Genomic DNA, 16,734 nt, shown 5'->3' with positions numbered 1-16,734 from the left:
GCCAGGAGGAGATCCCCAATCGGGTGCGATCGCTATTTTACAAGGCTCTGGTAATGGACTTGTTCCTAGTCGTGTGTTAGAGCAAGAAAGCTTAGAATTAGGTAGCAACGAGGGAGGAGACTTATTCGGTGCAGCATTAACTGCTGGAGACTTTGACAGTGATGGTTTTGATGATTTGATAGTAGGAGTCCCAAGAGAAAGCCCAGGAAGTGACCCCCAGTCAGGGGCGATCGCTATTTTACGGGGTTCTAGTAATGGACTTGTTCCTAGTCGTGTGGAAGAGCAAGAAAGCTTAGAATTGGGCAGCAATGAGGGAGGAGACTTATTTGGTGCAGCCTTGGTTAGCAGTCGCTCTGATGACGATGATGAGCCACCAGTTGAGCCACCAGTTGAGCCACCAGTTGAGCCAGAGCCATTACCAGAAGGACAAATAGGGCTATTTCGTTTCAGAAATAATAGTTTTCCTACAGGTACTTATATTTTTGTCGAAGAGCAAGAAAAAAATAACATTCTCAACGATCCCAATCTGAGTCGTAGTTTTACTTTAGAAGGTAATGGTAATAGAGCATTTGTCGCGAGTACGGAACCAGGAGAAAATTTAATTTCTATATATCGTATCCGCAGCCTTGATATTTCAGGTACTTATCTTTTTGTCAGTGAAAGAGAATATGATGCTATTTTTGATGATGATTCCAATCAACGCAATAAATGGGTCAAAGAAGGTTTAAATGCCAATGGAGATGATATTCCTGAGTTTTATGTCTTTGGTGCTGGAGCAAACCAAGGAACAGAATTTCACCGCTTTCAAAATAGAGAAAATAGTACTTTTCTCTTTGCTGGGCCATCAGAAACCCAAGCTATCAATAGCGATCCTAATTTATCAGAAGTATTTGTCGATCAAGGGATTGCTTTTGAAACTTTATAGCTACAAGCTCTGATTGGTTAGCTTTTGTTTGAGCTTGAAAATTGTTTAAGTCCCGTTAATTGATATTCTCCTACGGTATGGTGGTGCAGCATCGGTAAGAATTGCCAGTATGGTGGCAAAATTCTTGCAAAGACTGTTGATGAATGCCATTGCTAGCGGTACTGTTGATGGTGCTTTACAGGTTGGCAGAAATGTTATTGAAGAAAATGATTTATCGACAAATGTAGCTCAACAGACATTAACTGGTGCTGCTGGTGCTGCTTTCCCAATAAAATAATAGAGTTTATTGATTCTTCTGTTGTGGATTCTTAGTATTTTATATTAAAAATATAGACTAAGATGAACATGATTGAAAAACATACAAAGCTATACAATTACGCTGGTTCAAAAGAAATAAAAAATGCCGTAGCCAACTATCCTATAGGCATCCAAATACAATCAAAACAAGATATCAATAATTGGATATACAGTACCAATCAAGGAATTGACAATTCTGGATTTATAATATGTACTTTTGTAATTGATTTAGAAGGTTATCTTTGTATTGCAGATCGTCATTCAGAACACGTAGCTTGTTCGGGTGGAAATCCTGTATTCTCCGCAGGAGAAATATTCTTTGTTCCTAACAAGAATGAATATGAAATTGCGGAAATTTCTAATCAATCTACTGGTTTTTGTCCAGAGCCAGATTCATGGTTTTCAGTAAGTCAAGCACTTGATAGAATTCCACTAAATCATCCTGGTGAATTCACGATGAACTTTATTTTTCGTCGTTGTGTTAAATGTGGTCTGTTAAATTTAGTCAAAGAAAACTTATTTGTTTGTGCTGATTGTAATACAGAGCTTCCAAAAAATTGGAATTGCAACCTACCTTGATAATTTTGCTATTAGCTGAGGAAAACTAATTGATTATTGATTTTCATTGGTTTTGAATGTTAGCTTTTTGGCTCTGCCTGCAAATCAGTTTTTTATTAAATGAGGCTTTCTCATAAGCGCAAATGTACGCCAAGAAACAACAGGGACAGCACGTGACCGTTGGTCAAGATTTGATTTGATTTGACCTGCGTTTGTTGCCTAAAATTGACCACTTTGAAATAATACCAGAAAAACTAAATTTTTCTTCGAGTCCCAAGGATTTTAAATACCAGAAAACTATTGCTAATGGTAAGACATATTTACTCCAATAATGTGCTTTCATCATAATAAAGCAGTTGACTAAAACGCACAGAAACATCAGGTTAGGTTGAGAAAAGCGCACACAGGCTAATAGAGACAAGACATAAAACAAAGCTATCTTTAAAAACTCGTAGTGTAGTAGTTCTAGAAAGGGTTCAAACTTACCATCACTACTGGTTGGGGGCTGAAAGATCAGGCAATATAGCAACCAACCTACTGCAATAAGCAGAATTTTACGCCACTGTTGCTTTAAGGACTGAATTCTAGCTAGAGGCTGGAAAAGAATAAACTCTGGAATAACAATAAATATACTAACAAATGCTAAGAAATAAACAGCTCTATTGGGCTTTAAATACCAGGTTGTTTGTTGAAACTCAGGAGCCATTTCCTCTAGTCCCGTTGAAGGTGCTAATCCTTGAAATAAATAAATCCATCCCAAAATAGACAACGCTGCTATGAAAGGAGCTATCCACCGCCATTGTGCTGACAAGTTAAATTCGCCAGTACTTTTAATCTTAGTAAAAGCAACCATAAGCTCATATATGGCGATCGCCACAGGGAATGCCAGCATATATTGTCGCGATGCAATTGCTAAAATAAAGGCGATGCAACTAAGTAGATGGCGGTTATGCACATAGCCCAAGAACCCCACCAGCACACAAAAGCAGGCGATCATATCTGTAAACAAACGTCCGCTAGTCAGGAGATAAAACGGACAAGAAAATAGCCCAAGCAAAGAGAGAATAGCTTTTCCTCCCTTGTCTCGACTCGGCCAACCAATTATAAAGACTGTGATTAACGACAAAATTAAGTTTAGCAGTCGCCCTGCAAATATGCCTTGTTGAAAAAGATATTCCAACCCCCCAAAGAGAATGAATGGTAAGGGAGTATTTAACTCACCGTAGTTTTTCAACTGATCGATTGTAGGAATTAGGCTTTCACTGAAAGTTAGGCTAGTTTTCCAGAAATGTCCTTCATCTCCCAATTTACTCGCGTGGAGAAAATCAAGCCAGATCACCAATGCAGTATAGATAGTTGTGATGAGCAGTAAAAACAAAAATTTCTGCTGAGAACGTTTGAGTTGAATGTTCATGAGGGCTGGAGTTGAGACTTGAATTTGACTAAAGAATCAATAGAAGAGTCGGAACTTAGAGAAATTAGCCACATTAAAGATAAAATCAGGCATAGAATCAAAATTAATCTAAAAATGCTTGATACCGATCTCAAATAGCAAGTTGGATTCAAACCATGAGTCGCAATAAACATCTTAGATTATTCTACAACTAAGCCATTTCATCAGATTGGGGTTAAGCCGAGATACAGATACTGTTGGCGAATCTGCTACAGATAATCTTACACAAAGTATCGCCAAAAGTTAAAGTTAGGATTTTTCGCTATTGTAGTACTAATAATGTCAGTAAAGATTACTTTTTCTCTCCAAGAGTATTAAATAAGTGTTAAGTAGTGCTACATATTTTTGAAACCATTGGGAGTTAATGCCTGTAATGCAGAGTAATTTGTGACTTTTCAAAAAAATTGAAATTACCCTGACGCGATACTGATAAACTATTACCCTTCTTTTATGATTAAGGGGATTTTTAACGAAGATACCTTGATTCAGCCCACAAAAAATCAAGGTTTAACCTCAAAGTTATAAAAGAGGGATTAAAATATCAATTCTCGCAAATTATTATTTATTGATAAATAAAATTAATTATCAATTGGATTTAGTATTAAAGGTTTTTTTGTTAAGGTGGCACATTTAAGAATACTCTAAATAGTAACAAAGACTATTACGTTGAGTATTCTTCATTCCATCAATTCTCTTGACAGGCTCATTAGTTACTTAAAACCATCATGCTCAGTAAGAATTTTTTCCACTCTCGCTTCTTCTATCTTGTAGGTTAATTTTTTTCCTTCGTGGACATCTCTTTGGGTCTTTGTCAAGTTAATGGTTGAGCCTACTGTAAAGATTAAACCCATTCCCATAAAGCTTTTTGTCCAAGAATCTACGGGTAAATAAATAATACCAATAGAAGTAGAACCCAAAGCAATTATAAAAGAAATCCAAGTTTGAGCAATCCATGCAGAGCTATGTTCCTGGATAGTTACTGGTTTTTGTATCATGACTAGAGCAAAAAAAATTTAATTACCCCAGATTGTATAGAGTAAAAAATTTTATTTGCATGGTGTTGGTGACACTTTTATGATTGGCAATTACTTAACTAGTAATAGCTCAAATAAGTTAGTTTTTCGATAAGGAATTAGTTGTATATGTCGTTAACTTACTAGCGATCGTTATAGAGGATACTACAATTCTTTAGCAAAAGTTATATAATAAAATTTACGTAGACAATTCATCTTTTAGGTAATTTTTTGTACATAGTTTTTAGCTAATGGATGGCTCTAAAAAGCATTGTAAGCCATGATTTGTCTAGTTTTTACAGAAAAACACTTAACACTCACAAAAACTTTATAGTCACCTTCGATATTCACCGATATACTTAAGATATATTGATATAAAAAACAGCAATTGTCCTGTAACTACAAGGATCGACCCAAAAATTCATGGAAAATATCAGCGATTACTTAACATCTATCCAACAAGAAACTGTTGCTGAAGAAAAGACTGTCAAAGTAGCAAAATTAATAATTTTATTAATCAAAATTGAAAAAGAGTTAAATACAGTTAAGTCTACTTTGCTTAAGCTTCAGACTCATCAGCGAAAATACAAAAAAGATTCTTCTTTAGCAGAACAAATTACCCGAAAGATTAATACCGTAGAGCAACTATTAGAAAAAATTCGTAAAGCAAGATTAAATTTGAACTTCTATTTTATTTAAGTTTATAATTCATAGCCAATTACCCGATCCAATACTTATTTTGGTACGTTACACTAGATAACGTGCCAAGCTGTGATTTTATTAATAAATAATCAGCAATTATCAGCTATCAATTGTTTTTTAGTGTTCTACAAAATCAGAAAGCCTCTACATTCCTAAGTCTTCAAACTGACAAATCCAAATACGACTAAATTTTAACTAACAACACCATAAGCAGCTAATCCCAACCGTCATTTTCTGATTGTTGTTCAATCTGACTGATAGCTAGCTTAATTACTTGTTTGACGGCTACTTCTGATTCGTTCTCTAAAGCTGTTTGCAAAGCATCTACAGTATTAATTTCTTTGATTTTCATAAGTGCTAACGCAGCCGATTTACGACTTTCGGCTTTTTGGTTGTCTAGTAACTTAATTAATAGAGGTATTGCTGGTTTATAAGCTAGATTTCCCAATGCTGCTGCTGCTTCACTACGAACATTAACTGCTGAATCCTGAAGTGAATTAAGCAATAAGTTAAAAGCTCTTTCTTCTGGCTCTTCTTCTGCCACTTTAGCAATAGCTCCTATAATAGCACTGCGGAGGTCGGCTGATTCTGAATCAAAAGCTGTATATAATTGCTCTTTTGCTTTGATGCCAATAAAAGCCAACGCCCAAGCAGCATGACCCTTAATAGCTTCATTCCCGTTATCATCTGCTAAAATCTCTAGTAAAGAAGGTACAACCACCTCCCCCATAACTGCTAAAGCTCCAATACAAGAATTACGTACTACCTGATCTTCATCGTGAAGAAATGAATCTAGTAAAACAGGTATGCTAGCAGGATCGGCAATGAGAGTTAAAGTCTTGGCTGCTGCTCTTTGCACTACGACATGAGGATGATTAGCCACAGCTTCCGCCAAAAAAGGGACTGCTGGTTTACCAACAACGCCTAAAGATTCAGCAAAACCTAGTCTTGTCAAACCTCTGTTGTCTCCAAGACATTCCACCATCTGTTGTATGAGTTTTTCATCACTGCAATCAAAAGTATCATTGCTTAAATCTTGTTCTACTTTTTGCAGTAGTAGATCGACTTCTTCGGTAGATAGAGTTAGTCTATTCTCTGATGGTTGAGTGGTAGATTGAGAAATACTTTTCATTGTATTTAACCATTAACCAGAGTGTTGTATTGTGCGCGTAGTGCTTCGAGCTTAACATCGATTTGATCTAACTGGGGTTGCAACTGAGTCATTACCATTTTCTGGGAAATTTTGGCTTTTTTAGCGGTCCCTACGGTTTCATTGACTAAACGATCGCGATACTTTTCAAATTCGGTAATTACCTCTGCTAAATCTTCAGGCGTTACGGTAGAGTTTGTTGTTTCTGTCATCTTTTTTTTTAAGTGAATATACTAAATGCTAATGTCTTAACATTATCTAACGAGAGGTAACTCGTGTAAACCGCGATCGGGAGAGTTTTTATATAAGTTTCACAAATCCCAATTGAGACAGATAGCAAGTAAGTAGGCGGGTTTAATTAAATAGAAAATGGTAATTAGGTAAACAAAATCATTTGTATATTTATATTTAGTTATAGATACTTTACCTATTTTCAACTACCTTTGCTTGCTACCGTAGAGACGCGATAGATCGCGTCTCTACCTGCTGCTTGCTATTCGCTACTTGCTTATAATTTATTGTGTTATAACTGAGCTATCTTTCGACAATTAACTAATGATAGCTCCGCAAAAAGAAACACATCATAATTGGATTGTTAGAGAAAACTTTTCAGGTACAGATATCTATCTAGCCCAGGCAAAAACAATCTTAAATAAAGCTACGGGTTTTATGAATAGTTATGATTTTACGTTAAATCCTTATCGGGGTTGCCAGTATGGTTGTAGCTACTGTTATGCTGCTGCTTTTAGCCCAGATAAGAATCGTCGGCAAAATTGGGGAAATTGGGTAATTGTTAAAGAAAATGCAGCCCAAATTTTAGAAAAAGAATTAGCTCGTTGGCAACAAAAATTCCCTAATATTGCTCCGAAAATTTACTTAAGTAGTGTAACCGATCCATATCAACCTCTAGAAGTAAAACGACAGCTTACAAGAAGCTTATTAAAGGTAATGCTGGCTTATCAACCTACTTTAGTAATTCAAACTCGTAGTCCTATGATTATTAGAGATATTGACTTATTATCTCAGTTTCAACGCTTAAGAATTAATCTGAGTATTCCCACAGGAAGCGAACGAGTTAGAAAAGATTTTGAACCGAGATCGCCTAGTATTAAATCTCGATTACAAACGATTAATAAACTTAAATATAATATCCCTGTTAAGGCAAATTATGATATTAGATTTTCGGTAACAATTACCCCTTTATTACCGACATTCCCTGAAGATGAAATTAACTTTATTCAGCAATTAACTGTTGTAGATCGAGTTGTCTTACAAGATTTTCATCCTAGTAATAATAATACGTTAACTGCTTCTACCAGAAAAAATGCGATCGCTCTTAAAGATAAATATGCTTGGTGGTATGGGAACAATAAACATAGTTACCAAAACTTTAAGCAAAAGCTACAAGATTATTTCACTGCTTTATTAGCCGATGTGGAAATCATGGAAGGAAAAGCTGGTTTTGGCTTTGATTAAGCAATAATTCATTAAGATATGGTTTCGCAAATAATTCGCGGTTGGTTACATACTTGGCAATTTCAGCAAGCTTTAAAACAAGGAAAGTTTAACAGAGCAAATTACCTTTTAAAAAAGCTAGAATCTTCAAAAAACCAATTACCGTGGGTAGCTAAATTATATCAACAAAAACTCAAGGCAGAACGCTCAGAAAATCATTATAAGCAAGAAACAGATACTTTAAATCAACGCTTACAAAATATTGCTTCTGATAGTTATTTATTAAAACCAAACCTAAACTTTATTGAGCATATTCATAATACTTTTAAGTTTACCGAGCATGATAATAGCAAGCTCCAAATTACGGGGATCGATCGACCAATATTTAACGAATTAGAAATTGCATTATCTAATTTTCTTGAAACCGAAATTAATAAAGTTTCTTGTCAACATCGAGAAGCAAAATTACAAGAAGCAATCGATGATTTATTGGGACTAAAAAAAGGTATCGATCCTAATTACAGCTATTTTTTTAGCCCTCATGTCTACTTACTAAAATACTTTACTGAAAATGTTTATTGTACTTATCTAGCTTGGTTTTTAGTTTATCAATCGGGTTTACTACCTAAAAATATTAAAATTCTTGATGTAGCTGCGGGTCCTGGTACAGTAATTTATGGATTAGCTTTATTACTTTTAAGTACTGTGGGTTACCACTCTCTACAACCGTTACATATCTCTTACTATTCTTTAGAGCAACAAGCAACTCTACAATATCGAGGTTTGCAATTTTGGCGTAGTTATATTGAGTCTATAGCTTCACCCCTGAATGCTTATTTTCGCTTTAATACTCTCAATATTTTTGATTATCAAGACTACGCTGCTAAATTACCAAAAAGCTTTTTTAACTGTATTGTAATTTCCCATTGCTTTTTTTACAATCCTCAACAACGCCACAAATCCCATCAAATATATCGTCAAATATTTCATCACAACTTACAGCCAGAAGGTTATGTCTTACTAATTATTCAAGGTAGAAAACTATTTAATATATATGATATTTTACCAACAGAAAATATGACAGAAGAAGAAGCAATGATAACCATGTTTCTTGAAGAATTAGGTTTAAAGCTCGAATGGTATAAATATTTGACCTCTACAGGAAAAAGAACTCCTATTGAGAAAGGTTTTAGCAAGTTTGCGCGAGAAAATTTACCCTCTCAACATCATATAGGCAACCTCAGAAAAAAATATCTTCAAGAATTTTATGTTGCTAATTATTGCATAGACGATTATGTGATTTTGGCAAAGAAATCACCTACTATTTTTTAACTTTGCTTTTGTTTAAACAGCACCACTATTTTTATTAAAAATAACCGAAATAGTTTTGAGAATTAAGATCGTATCGTATTTTAAACTCCAATTTTTTTGATAGCGAAGATCGAAGTTAATGACATCTTGAAAATCCCGAACTTGCGATCGCCCATTAACTTGCCATTCTCCTGTCATTCCTGGTCTAACATTCAGTCGTTGCCACTCAGGAACTTGATAACAGTCTACTTCTTCTGGGGTAGGGGGTCTAGTTCCGACAAGACTCATCTCCCCCTTTAAGACATTCCAAAACTGAGGCAGTTCATCCAGGCTAGTTTTGCGTAAAAAGCGACCGACTTTAGTTACACGGGGGTCATTATCATTCTTAAAAAAAGCCCCACTAGCTTGATTAGCGACCTGCTTTTTCAAAGCTTCTGCATTACTACACATGGAGCGAAATTTCCAAATTTTAAACTGTTTCCCCAACCAACCACAACGAGTTTGACTGAATAAAATAGGACCAGGACTATCTAATTTAATAGCGATCGCAATAGGAATAATCATCGTTCCTGTGATCAACAAACCTACTGATGCACCCACAATATCCATAAACCGTTTAACCCAAGAGCGTACAGAGGGGTGAGTTTCTGGATGCTCTTTTGTTGACCACTCTTCCGAAGAGTTGATATGCAGGACATCTATCAATCCTGTCATCGATAAAACCGCCATTACGGGGGGTTGAACTGATTCTAGGGTTAATTGTGCCTTTTGCTTTTGAGCAGATTTAAAATTGCTAATTAACGCGCCAATACCACTACTATCAATAAATCTAGTTTTACTGCAATCGAGAATTATCTGTTTTCCAGAAAGATTGTGCTGAAGTAGTTGGTCAAAAGTTTCCTTAAAAGCTACAGCTTCCAGAACAGTCAAACGCTCTGGTAACTGAACTGTAGGGTTATCTTGGGATTGATAGAGCGTAAATTGCGCTTCTGAAGGTTGGTTGATCATTGACTCTCGGTTGGTCAGATTAAGTAGCATCGTGGGTGGTTGTATTATGATTGGCATTACAACTTAGATTTGCCACTAGAATACCGCAGAGATTTAGATTGATACAAGAATATACGCAAATTTACTTAATCTACATACTATCTCCATAGTAATGCCTCTTAAGTTTATAGAAAGTTTATAAACGATTATTCCTTCTCCCCATAGGTTCTCCCTGAGATTCCATTCTTTCTTTGGCTTTGGCAGCACTTTTACGTAAAGATTGCAGACGCTCTTCGTATTTTTTGCGGTTGCGACGGCTGGGAGTTTGATCTATCAGAGTTTTTAAAGCACTACCCAGACTTTTATAAGCATTGGGTAGAGTGTAACCAAAACGAGTAGCAAGTGCGATCGCTTTTTCATCTGCTTCAATGGCTTCTTGAATGGTTTTTTCGTTATTATTTTTTTGCCACAAGCGATAGCCAGAAATACCACATAGGGTTAAAGCCAGGAATAATAACAAGCCATCTTGCACCCAAAGCTCTCCCACAGCACCACCCAAACCAATAGCTAAAGCTGCCATTTCCCAGCCTTCTCTAGGGATTGTATCGTTTTGAATTTTTGCTACCTCATGCCAAAACAGCAAATTTCTCTGATCGATCGCTAGATTATCCCACTTTGGTAAATCAATCTGAATTTCAATCTCATCTTTTCCTAATTCTTCGCAGCGAATTAAAGGGGGGTTTACTTCAGTACTTCCTTCTACAATTACCCAGCTTTGTAACTCTGGGGGAAGTAAAGTTTTTAAGCGTCTTAATTCATTAATTTCTGCCCTAGCAGAAGAGGAAGCATAACTCATATACTTATACTGACTTTATTGGGTTTTTACCTTTCTACTTATCCATAATATCGAAAATTACCAGGAAGTCGTTCAAGGAAACAGGAACGAGGAAAGACAGAGTAGGAAGTGAGACAAAATTCTCTAGAGACTAAGGTGAAGTGAATTGAGGAAAGAGCAATTAACTATCTTGACTTAAAAATCAATATTGATTAAAATATCAATAAAAGAATTTTAGCTTTATAGACAAATAACGGTTATGAATGCAGCACCAGCAATATCTGTAGTAGATTCTTGTACCTTGATTTATGTGGAAGTGGATCAAAACTCCAATAAAGTTTGGCAAGGTACAGTCTTAGATGACGGTTCATTTATCGCAGAATGGGGAAGGGTAGGAAATCAATTGCAAAGTAAAACTTATTACTTGAATTCTGTTACCTTGGCACAAAGTAAATTTGCCAGAACCAAAAGACAGAAATTAAGAAAAGGTTACACAGAAGCCCAAATTATTAATCAGCACCAGAACTATAACGTTTCTCTTAAAGAAGAAGATTTAGAGCTAATTGCAGCTAAACAAATTGAACATGGAAAAGACCCTAGAGCAAAACAATTAATTCGTTATTTAGTAGCGGTCAATATTCATAATATTACCTCTCAAACCAACATTAGTTATGATGTCACTACTGGTAATTTTAGTACTCCTTTAGGGTTAGTGACTCCAGAGCGCTTTTAGCCAGAGACTATTTAGTTAAAATTGCCAATGCTTCTCAAAAAAATAATCGTGCAACTCGTACTTTAATTAATAACTATCTTCGCTTAATTCCTCAAAAATTAGGAAGCAAAATAGACTATTCTCGTTTTTTTACCAGTCAAGAAATTCAGCGACAATCTGAAATTTTAAATGCTTTAAATGCTAGTATTTATCAGCCCGCTCGTAATCAAGGAAATAAGGTTTTTGAATGCAGTATTAACAGAGTTCCTGGTAGCACTTTAGATGGAAAAAAACTCTTTCGCCAGGTTCGTAAATTATACGAATCTACTGTTAATGCTAATCATCTTTCAGCTACTCATAAACTAAGAAGACTTTATGAAATAGATATTCCTTCAATGAATCAAGCTTTTACGAAAAAAGCAGCGGAAATCGGTAATGTTAAACTACATTGGCATGGTACAAGAGCCAGCAATCTTTTAAGTATTCTCAAACAGGGTTTAATTATCCCCCCTGCTAATGCTGCACAATGCACGGGTAGAATGTTTGGTAATGGGATTTATGGTTCTGAGCAGTCTACAAAAGCTTTAAACTACGCTACTAACTATTGGAATACTTCAGGAGATAATAACCAACGAGTTTATATGCTGCTGTGTGAATTTGCAATGGGTAAAGAATATCTTCCGACAAACAATCATCAAGGTAGTTTGCCCATGAAAGGTTACCACAGTACTTATGTTAAACCAGGCTCATTAAATGTGATTAATCAAGAAAGTATTGTTTACGATCCTGCACAAGTTAGGATTAAATACCTTTGTGAATTTGTCTGAGATACCTTTATGGAGTTGATTTAGTCGAGCAATCTGCTTAAGAATAGCGATAGCTACTTTTTATTTTGCTCAAACAAATGCTTATAGTCTAAAATCAACTGTATTCAATAATATATTGGTTAATAGTAATACTAAGCTAGTCTCACAAAGTTAATGAATATCAAAAACTTTTAACAAGAGTAATCAAAGCAGCTCTGTCTATTTTTGTTTTAGCTTCTCTTGTAACTGCTCAAGATTTCAGTACGATGCCGTATAATTTAGTCATGTCAGGAGTTTTACATAAAGCCAAGATGCGAAACATCTATACAATCGTGACTGTTACCCCGCAAGCTGTTTGGCACTACCGAATTATTTTTATTATCTTCTTATTTAGTTTTTTATTCCATATTTTTTTCTATTATGTTATTTAATATTTTTAAATTTTCTCTTTTTTCAAATTGATTTCCTATTTTGTTAAATTCATCTCTTGCGTTATTAAAATGTATTTTTGCATTATTTTTACTATTTATAGTACATTCGCTAACTCCCCACCATTGATATGTTAGTCCAATTTGATAGGGTATTAAATCATTTTGACCTTGGGTAGGTAAACTTTGAAGAATACTAATAGAATTTTCATATTTATCTCGACCATCTTGAGTTTTTCCTACAGAGAAAAGAAACCCTGCATAACTTCTTATTGTTATCGCTTCTGAGTAACGATCACCTTTATTTTTTTTCGTATTTCTCTCATCAATTACTGAGTAAAACTTAAATAAAAAAGCGATCGCTGCATATTAGCTACATGATCAATCAATCGCTCTAAAAATCACTCCGCTACATATTTTGTAGTTAATGATACAAAAAATTACCAGAATCGTATAAGTTCCTATTAGCGATCGCCTAGTTAGATAATAGTTACGATTGAATCCTACAAGAATGAATTTTAGCTCATTTGGGTTTAAAATCTGGTTTAACTCTCTTAATTCAACAACTCTAACAATTGTTCTTCTGTTAATTCTATAACTCCCAAATCTCTAGCTTTAGTTAGTTTAGAGCCAGCATTTTCACCTGCTACTAAATAATCAGTTTTTTTACTTACCGATCCTGTTACTTTTCCTCCTGCTTGTTCGATTAAGTCTTTAGCTTCATTGCGTTTTAACGTGGGTAATGTACCTGTAATGACAAAAGTTTTACCAACTACAGCACTGTTATTGTTACTATCATCTGTTTTATTACTAATCTCGGTTTTAAATTGTAATCCGACTTTTTTAAGAGACTCTATTAACTCTTGATTAGCAGGAATTTTTAACCATTGAAACACTGAAGCTGCAATTTCCTCTCCAATGCCATATACTGCTTCTAAATCGTAAATAGAAGCCTGAGATAAACTTTCAATATCAGGGAAGTTTTCCGCTAACAACTTGGCGTTAACACTCCCTACATAGCGAATTCCCAAACCATATAAAACTCTGGCGTAAGGTTGATTTTTAGAAGCATTAATGGCGTTAATTAAATTAGTAGCCGATCTATGTGCCATTCTCTCTAACTCTGCTACTTTATCTATCTGCAAAGAATAAAGATCGGCAATCGAAGTTACTAAATTACTTTTAATTAATAAAATAACAATTCTTTCCCCTAAACCTCTAATATCTAAAGCGTCACGGGAAGCCCAATGGATTAAACTACCTCGAATAATAGCAGGACAAGAGATATTAACACAGCGCGTTACAGATTCTTCTTGAGGGCGCACTAACTCCGAATTGCATTCAGGGCAATGGCTAGGCATTTGATAGGCTACAGTATTTTGGGGGCGTAATTCAGGAAGTACCCGCAAAACTTCAGGAATGATTTCCCCTGCTTTACGAATAACTACGGTATCCCCGATTCTAATATCTAACTCGGAAATGCGATCGCTGTTGTGTAAGGTGGCTCTTTGTACGGTTGTACCTGCTAATTGTACTGGTTGCATCACCGCCATTGGAGTAACCGCGCCAGTGCGTCCCACATTAACGATAATATCTTTAACTATGGTAGGAGCTTCTTCGGCGGGATATTTAAAAGCGATCGCCCATCGAGGAAATTTTTGGGTAAATCCTAGTTGCTGTTGCAATGCGTAATTATCTAGTTTCACCACTACCCCATCTGTCATATAGGGTAATTTATGTCTTTGGGTATCCCAGCTATCAAAGTATGCTTCGACTTCTGTTAGAGAATTACACAGCTTGCGATGGGGATTAACTAAAAAACCCATTGATTGCAACTTGGCTAAAGATTCCCATTGGGTATGAACCCCCCCCTTTGTTAAGGGGGGATGGGGGGGATCGATATGCAGCGTATAGGCAAAGAAATTCAATTTACGTTTTGCTACTACTTTAGAATCTAATTGTCGTAAAGTACCCGCAGCAGCATTACGAGGATTGGCAAATAAAGCTTCTCCTTGGGCTTCCCTTTCTTGGTTGATAGTATCAAAAACATCTAAAGGTAAAAACGCCTCTCCTCTCACTTCTAATACAGGAGGCGGATTATCTAAATTGAGCTTTAAAGGAATAGTACGAATGGTGCGAACATTTTGGGTAATATCTTCTCCTGTAACGCCGTCTCCCCTGGTTACTCCTCTAACTAAAATCCCGTTTTCATAGGTTAAAGCTAATGCCGAGCCATCTATTTTTAACTCGCACACGTAGGCATATTCAGTAACATCTGTAGCTAATTTTTGCCATTTTTGCTCCCACTTTGACAATTCTTGCTGATTAAAAGCATTTTCCAAACTATACAAAGGAATATTATGCTTAACAGAATTAAACTGGGCTGCGGGAATATCCCCCACTCGCTGGGTTGGGCTATCAGTTGTAATTATTTCAGGATATTGAGTCTCTAAATCCTGTAGCTGACGATAAAGGCGATCGTATACCGCATCCTCCATAATTGGATTATCAAGAACATAATAAGCATATCCTGCCTTTTGTAATTGCGATCGCAATTGTGCCACTTGCTGCTGAATCTCAGGAGTTACTGTCATATCTATTAGCGACTCAAAAATAGAGGTGTTGTCTAATCAATCAATCAATCAATCAATCATTATAAATCAGTCAACAGTTTTCGGGAATCGCGATAGCTATTTCCGTTCATAACTCAAGGCATACGATAAATTACAAAAATATTGCAAATATCTTGTTTGATAGTTACGATTAATCCTCAAAGATCGATAACTTTCCAAGGCTTTACCATGTAAAGTATTTTGGCTTTAGGCGAAAACCCAGTGGGTATAACTTCATAACCCAGATTTTAATATTGCTGTGGGAGTCTTTTTTGTTTGAGATCGCCAGGGAGATTTAGACAATACTGTCAATCATATTTGTGTAGAGAGGCGACAGAGAACCTATAAACTCAAGGGGCTGTGTTCTGAATTTATTTCAGAACCTTGAAAGCCTTGTCTAGGAAAGTACGGCGATCGCCCAATTCTGGAGAAACCCCGTGAGATACGCCACCTGCCCAAGAGATAGCGGTTCATATATCGCACTGCTCTACAAAGTTTAACGATTTTACCAATAAGTGGTTTATGAGAACAGGATTTAGTATTATCTCCACTGTTTTGTGGAGACTACTCAAAAATCAGCTTAAATTGTGTTTGCATCATTAATTTCGCTATTGCCTAAATTACTTAAGTCGGAGTCTAAACTATTAAAGCCTTCAAGAGTATTAGTATCAGTAATATCCCTTAATTCAGAACCCTGAGTGAGATTATTGGGTAAATTATCCACTGCATATTCAACGATTAAGCGAGGTGGATTATTACCTTCAGCAGAATCAAAATCAACACCGTTGTTACTAGTGGGTAAAATTGCCCATCCAAAATTACTGTCTGGACTCTCCTGCCATGTTTGGAGACTATCCGTAACATCAACTGATAACACCCCCGTCGCCACTGAACCCGTTACAGCATCAGGAGTACTTACTGCTTCAATATCATCAGCTTGAATACCATTATCAAAACTGCTATAAGTATCCGTATCGTCAAAGTCTTGCAGTAGTCGATGAAATTCGATGTTGCTACCTGGATTGGATACATCTAATTCTAATTCGGCAGAAATTATTTCTGCCCCCTGAGCAATTTGTCCTGATTGATCGCCAAAGATTGATTCAAAACGTAGTATAGTTTGAACCTCTCCACCATCATCATTAGCATCAATATTGAGAGAATCAGCATTAGAGTTGTCGGCATTAGGAGAAGCTTCTTGTAAAAATGTATCTACTGTACCTCTATATCCATTAACTCCTTGCTCAAAGGTCGCCTGCATGGCTGTAGGATCGGGATTGGGGTCAGGGTCGGGGTCGGGGTCGGGGTCGGGATTGGGGTCGGGATTGGGGTCGGGATTGGGGTCTGGTGTACCCACCAATTGTCCATTCAATTCAAAAACACTAGGTTCATCTGAGACAGAACCTTCCCCAAGAAAACCAATAGAAACTTCTTGGTCTGGAGCCACTGTGCCGTTATAGTCAGCATTACGGATCGTATAAGTATTGCCA

Annotated in this window: 15 protein-coding genes and 1 pseudogene; 8 read left to right on the top strand and 8 right to left on the bottom strand. The window is 36.2% G+C overall.

Translation table 11 applies throughout. From position 1 onward, the window contains the following. The 3 genes and pseudogenes from H1P_RS36105 to H1P_RS14985 form a co-directional block, all read left to right on the top strand. Positions 1-925 (top strand): annotated as a pseudogene (locus H1P_RS36105) (FG-GAP repeat protein); the annotation flags it as partial. Positions 926-1,034: 109 nt separating this feature from the next. Further along, positions 1,035-1,202, top strand: coding sequence for a hypothetical protein (locus H1P_RS36100; protein ID WP_186375974.1), 168 nt, complete (start codon positions 1,035-1,037; stop codon positions 1,200-1,202). Positions 1,203-1,270: 68 nt separating this feature from the next. Continuing rightward, on the top strand, positions 1,271-1,801 hold the full coding sequence (locus H1P_RS14985) for a hypothetical protein (protein ID WP_144868514.1): 531 nt from the start codon (positions 1,271-1,273) through the stop codon (positions 1,799-1,801). Positions 1,802-1,964: 163 nt separating this feature from the next. Here the strand turns inward: H1P_RS14985 and H1P_RS14980 are convergent, their stop codons facing one another. Together H1P_RS14980 and H1P_RS14975 are read right to left on the bottom strand one after the other, a co-directional pair. After that, positions 1,965-3,194 (bottom strand): ArnT family glycosyltransferase, encoded by a 1,230-nt coding sequence (locus tag H1P_RS14980; protein ID WP_144868512.1) that lies wholly within the window; start codon positions 3,192-3,194, stop codon positions 1,965-1,967. Positions 3,195-3,943: 749 nt separating this feature from the next. Next, positions 3,944-4,228 carry a YiaA/YiaB family inner membrane protein gene (locus H1P_RS14975; protein WP_144868510.1) on the bottom strand — a complete coding sequence of 95 codons (285 nt, stop codon included), beginning with the start codon at positions 4,226-4,228 and terminating at the stop codon, positions 3,944-3,946. Between the two features lie 441 nt (positions 4,229-4,669). On the opposite strand from H1P_RS14975, the gene H1P_RS14970 reads away from it, so the two are divergent. Next, complete coding sequence (locus H1P_RS14970; protein WP_144868508.1) at positions 4,670-4,945, top strand: chromosome segregation protein SMC; 276 nt, start codon at positions 4,670-4,672, stop codon at positions 4,943-4,945. Between the two features lie 217 nt (positions 4,946-5,162). Here the strand turns inward: H1P_RS14970 and H1P_RS14965 are convergent, their stop codons facing one another. Both H1P_RS14965 and H1P_RS14960 read right to left on the bottom strand, forming a co-directional pair. Next, positions 5,163-6,080 (bottom strand): HEAT repeat domain-containing protein, encoded by a 918-nt coding sequence (locus tag H1P_RS14965; protein ID WP_144868506.1) that lies wholly within the window; start codon positions 6,078-6,080, stop codon positions 5,163-5,165. A gap of 5 nt (positions 6,081-6,085) precedes the next feature. After that, a complete protein-coding gene (locus H1P_RS14960) occupies positions 6,086-6,310 on the bottom strand; it encodes a hypothetical protein (RefSeq protein ID WP_144868504.1) in 225 nt (74 codons plus the stop codon). A gap of 343 nt (positions 6,311-6,653) precedes the next feature. On the opposite strand from H1P_RS14960, the gene H1P_RS14955 reads away from it, so the two are divergent. Beyond that, positions 6,654-7,574, top strand: a complete 921-nt coding sequence (locus tag H1P_RS14955; RefSeq protein ID WP_144868502.1) for an SPL family radical SAM protein — start codon at positions 6,654-6,656, stop codon at positions 7,572-7,574. 18 nt (positions 7,575-7,592) lie between these two features. Next, positions 7,593-8,885, top strand: a complete 1,293-nt coding sequence (locus tag H1P_RS14950) for a photosystem II assembly protein (protein WP_144868500.1) — start codon at positions 7,593-7,595, stop codon at positions 8,883-8,885. Positions 8,886-8,897: 12 nt separating this feature from the next. Here H1P_RS14950 and H1P_RS14945 read toward each other — a convergent pair whose 3' ends face one another. Continuing rightward, on the bottom strand, positions 8,898-9,872 hold the full coding sequence (locus tag H1P_RS14945) for an anti-sigma factor antagonist (RefSeq protein WP_144868534.1): 975 nt from the start codon (positions 9,870-9,872) through the stop codon (positions 8,898-8,900). Positions 9,873-10,047: 175 nt separating this feature from the next. After that, complete coding sequence (locus H1P_RS14940; RefSeq protein ID WP_144868497.1) at positions 10,048-10,707, bottom strand: DUF3318 domain-containing protein; 660 nt, start codon at positions 10,705-10,707, stop codon at positions 10,048-10,050. 238 nt (positions 10,708-10,945) lie between these two features. On the opposite strand from H1P_RS14940, the gene H1P_RS14935 reads away from it, so the two are divergent. Both H1P_RS14935 and H1P_RS14930 read left to right on the top strand, forming a co-directional pair. Continuing rightward, a complete protein-coding gene (locus H1P_RS14935; RefSeq protein WP_144868495.1) occupies positions 10,946-11,419 on the top strand; it encodes a WGR domain-containing protein in 474 nt (157 codons plus the stop codon). Between the two features lie 20 nt (positions 11,420-11,439). Beyond that, positions 11,440-12,225, top strand: coding sequence for a poly(ADP-ribose) polymerase family protein (locus tag H1P_RS14930; RefSeq protein ID WP_144868493.1), 786 nt, complete (start codon positions 11,440-11,442; stop codon positions 12,223-12,225). 961 nt (positions 12,226-13,186) lie between these two features. On the opposite strand, the gene ligA is transcribed toward H1P_RS14930, so the two are convergent. Continuing rightward, positions 13,187-15,226 carry an NAD-dependent DNA ligase LigA gene (ligA, locus tag H1P_RS14925; RefSeq protein WP_144868491.1) on the bottom strand — a complete coding sequence of 680 codons (2,040 nt, stop codon included), beginning with the start codon at positions 15,224-15,226 and terminating at the stop codon, positions 13,187-13,189. A gap of 598 nt (positions 15,227-15,824) precedes the next feature. After that, a partial coding sequence (locus tag H1P_RS14920; protein WP_144868489.1) for a DNRLRE domain-containing protein occupies positions 15,825-16,734 on the bottom strand: 910 nt, incomplete at its 5' end.

The sequence above is a fragment of the Hyella patelloides LEGE 07179 genome (assembly GCF_900659865.1).
Classification (GTDB): Bacteria; Cyanobacteriota; Cyanobacteriia; order Cyanobacteriales; family Xenococcaceae; genus Hyella; species Hyella patelloides.
Note: the sequence above shows the minus strand (reverse complement) of the source record. Positions and strands in the feature narration are given on the sequence as shown.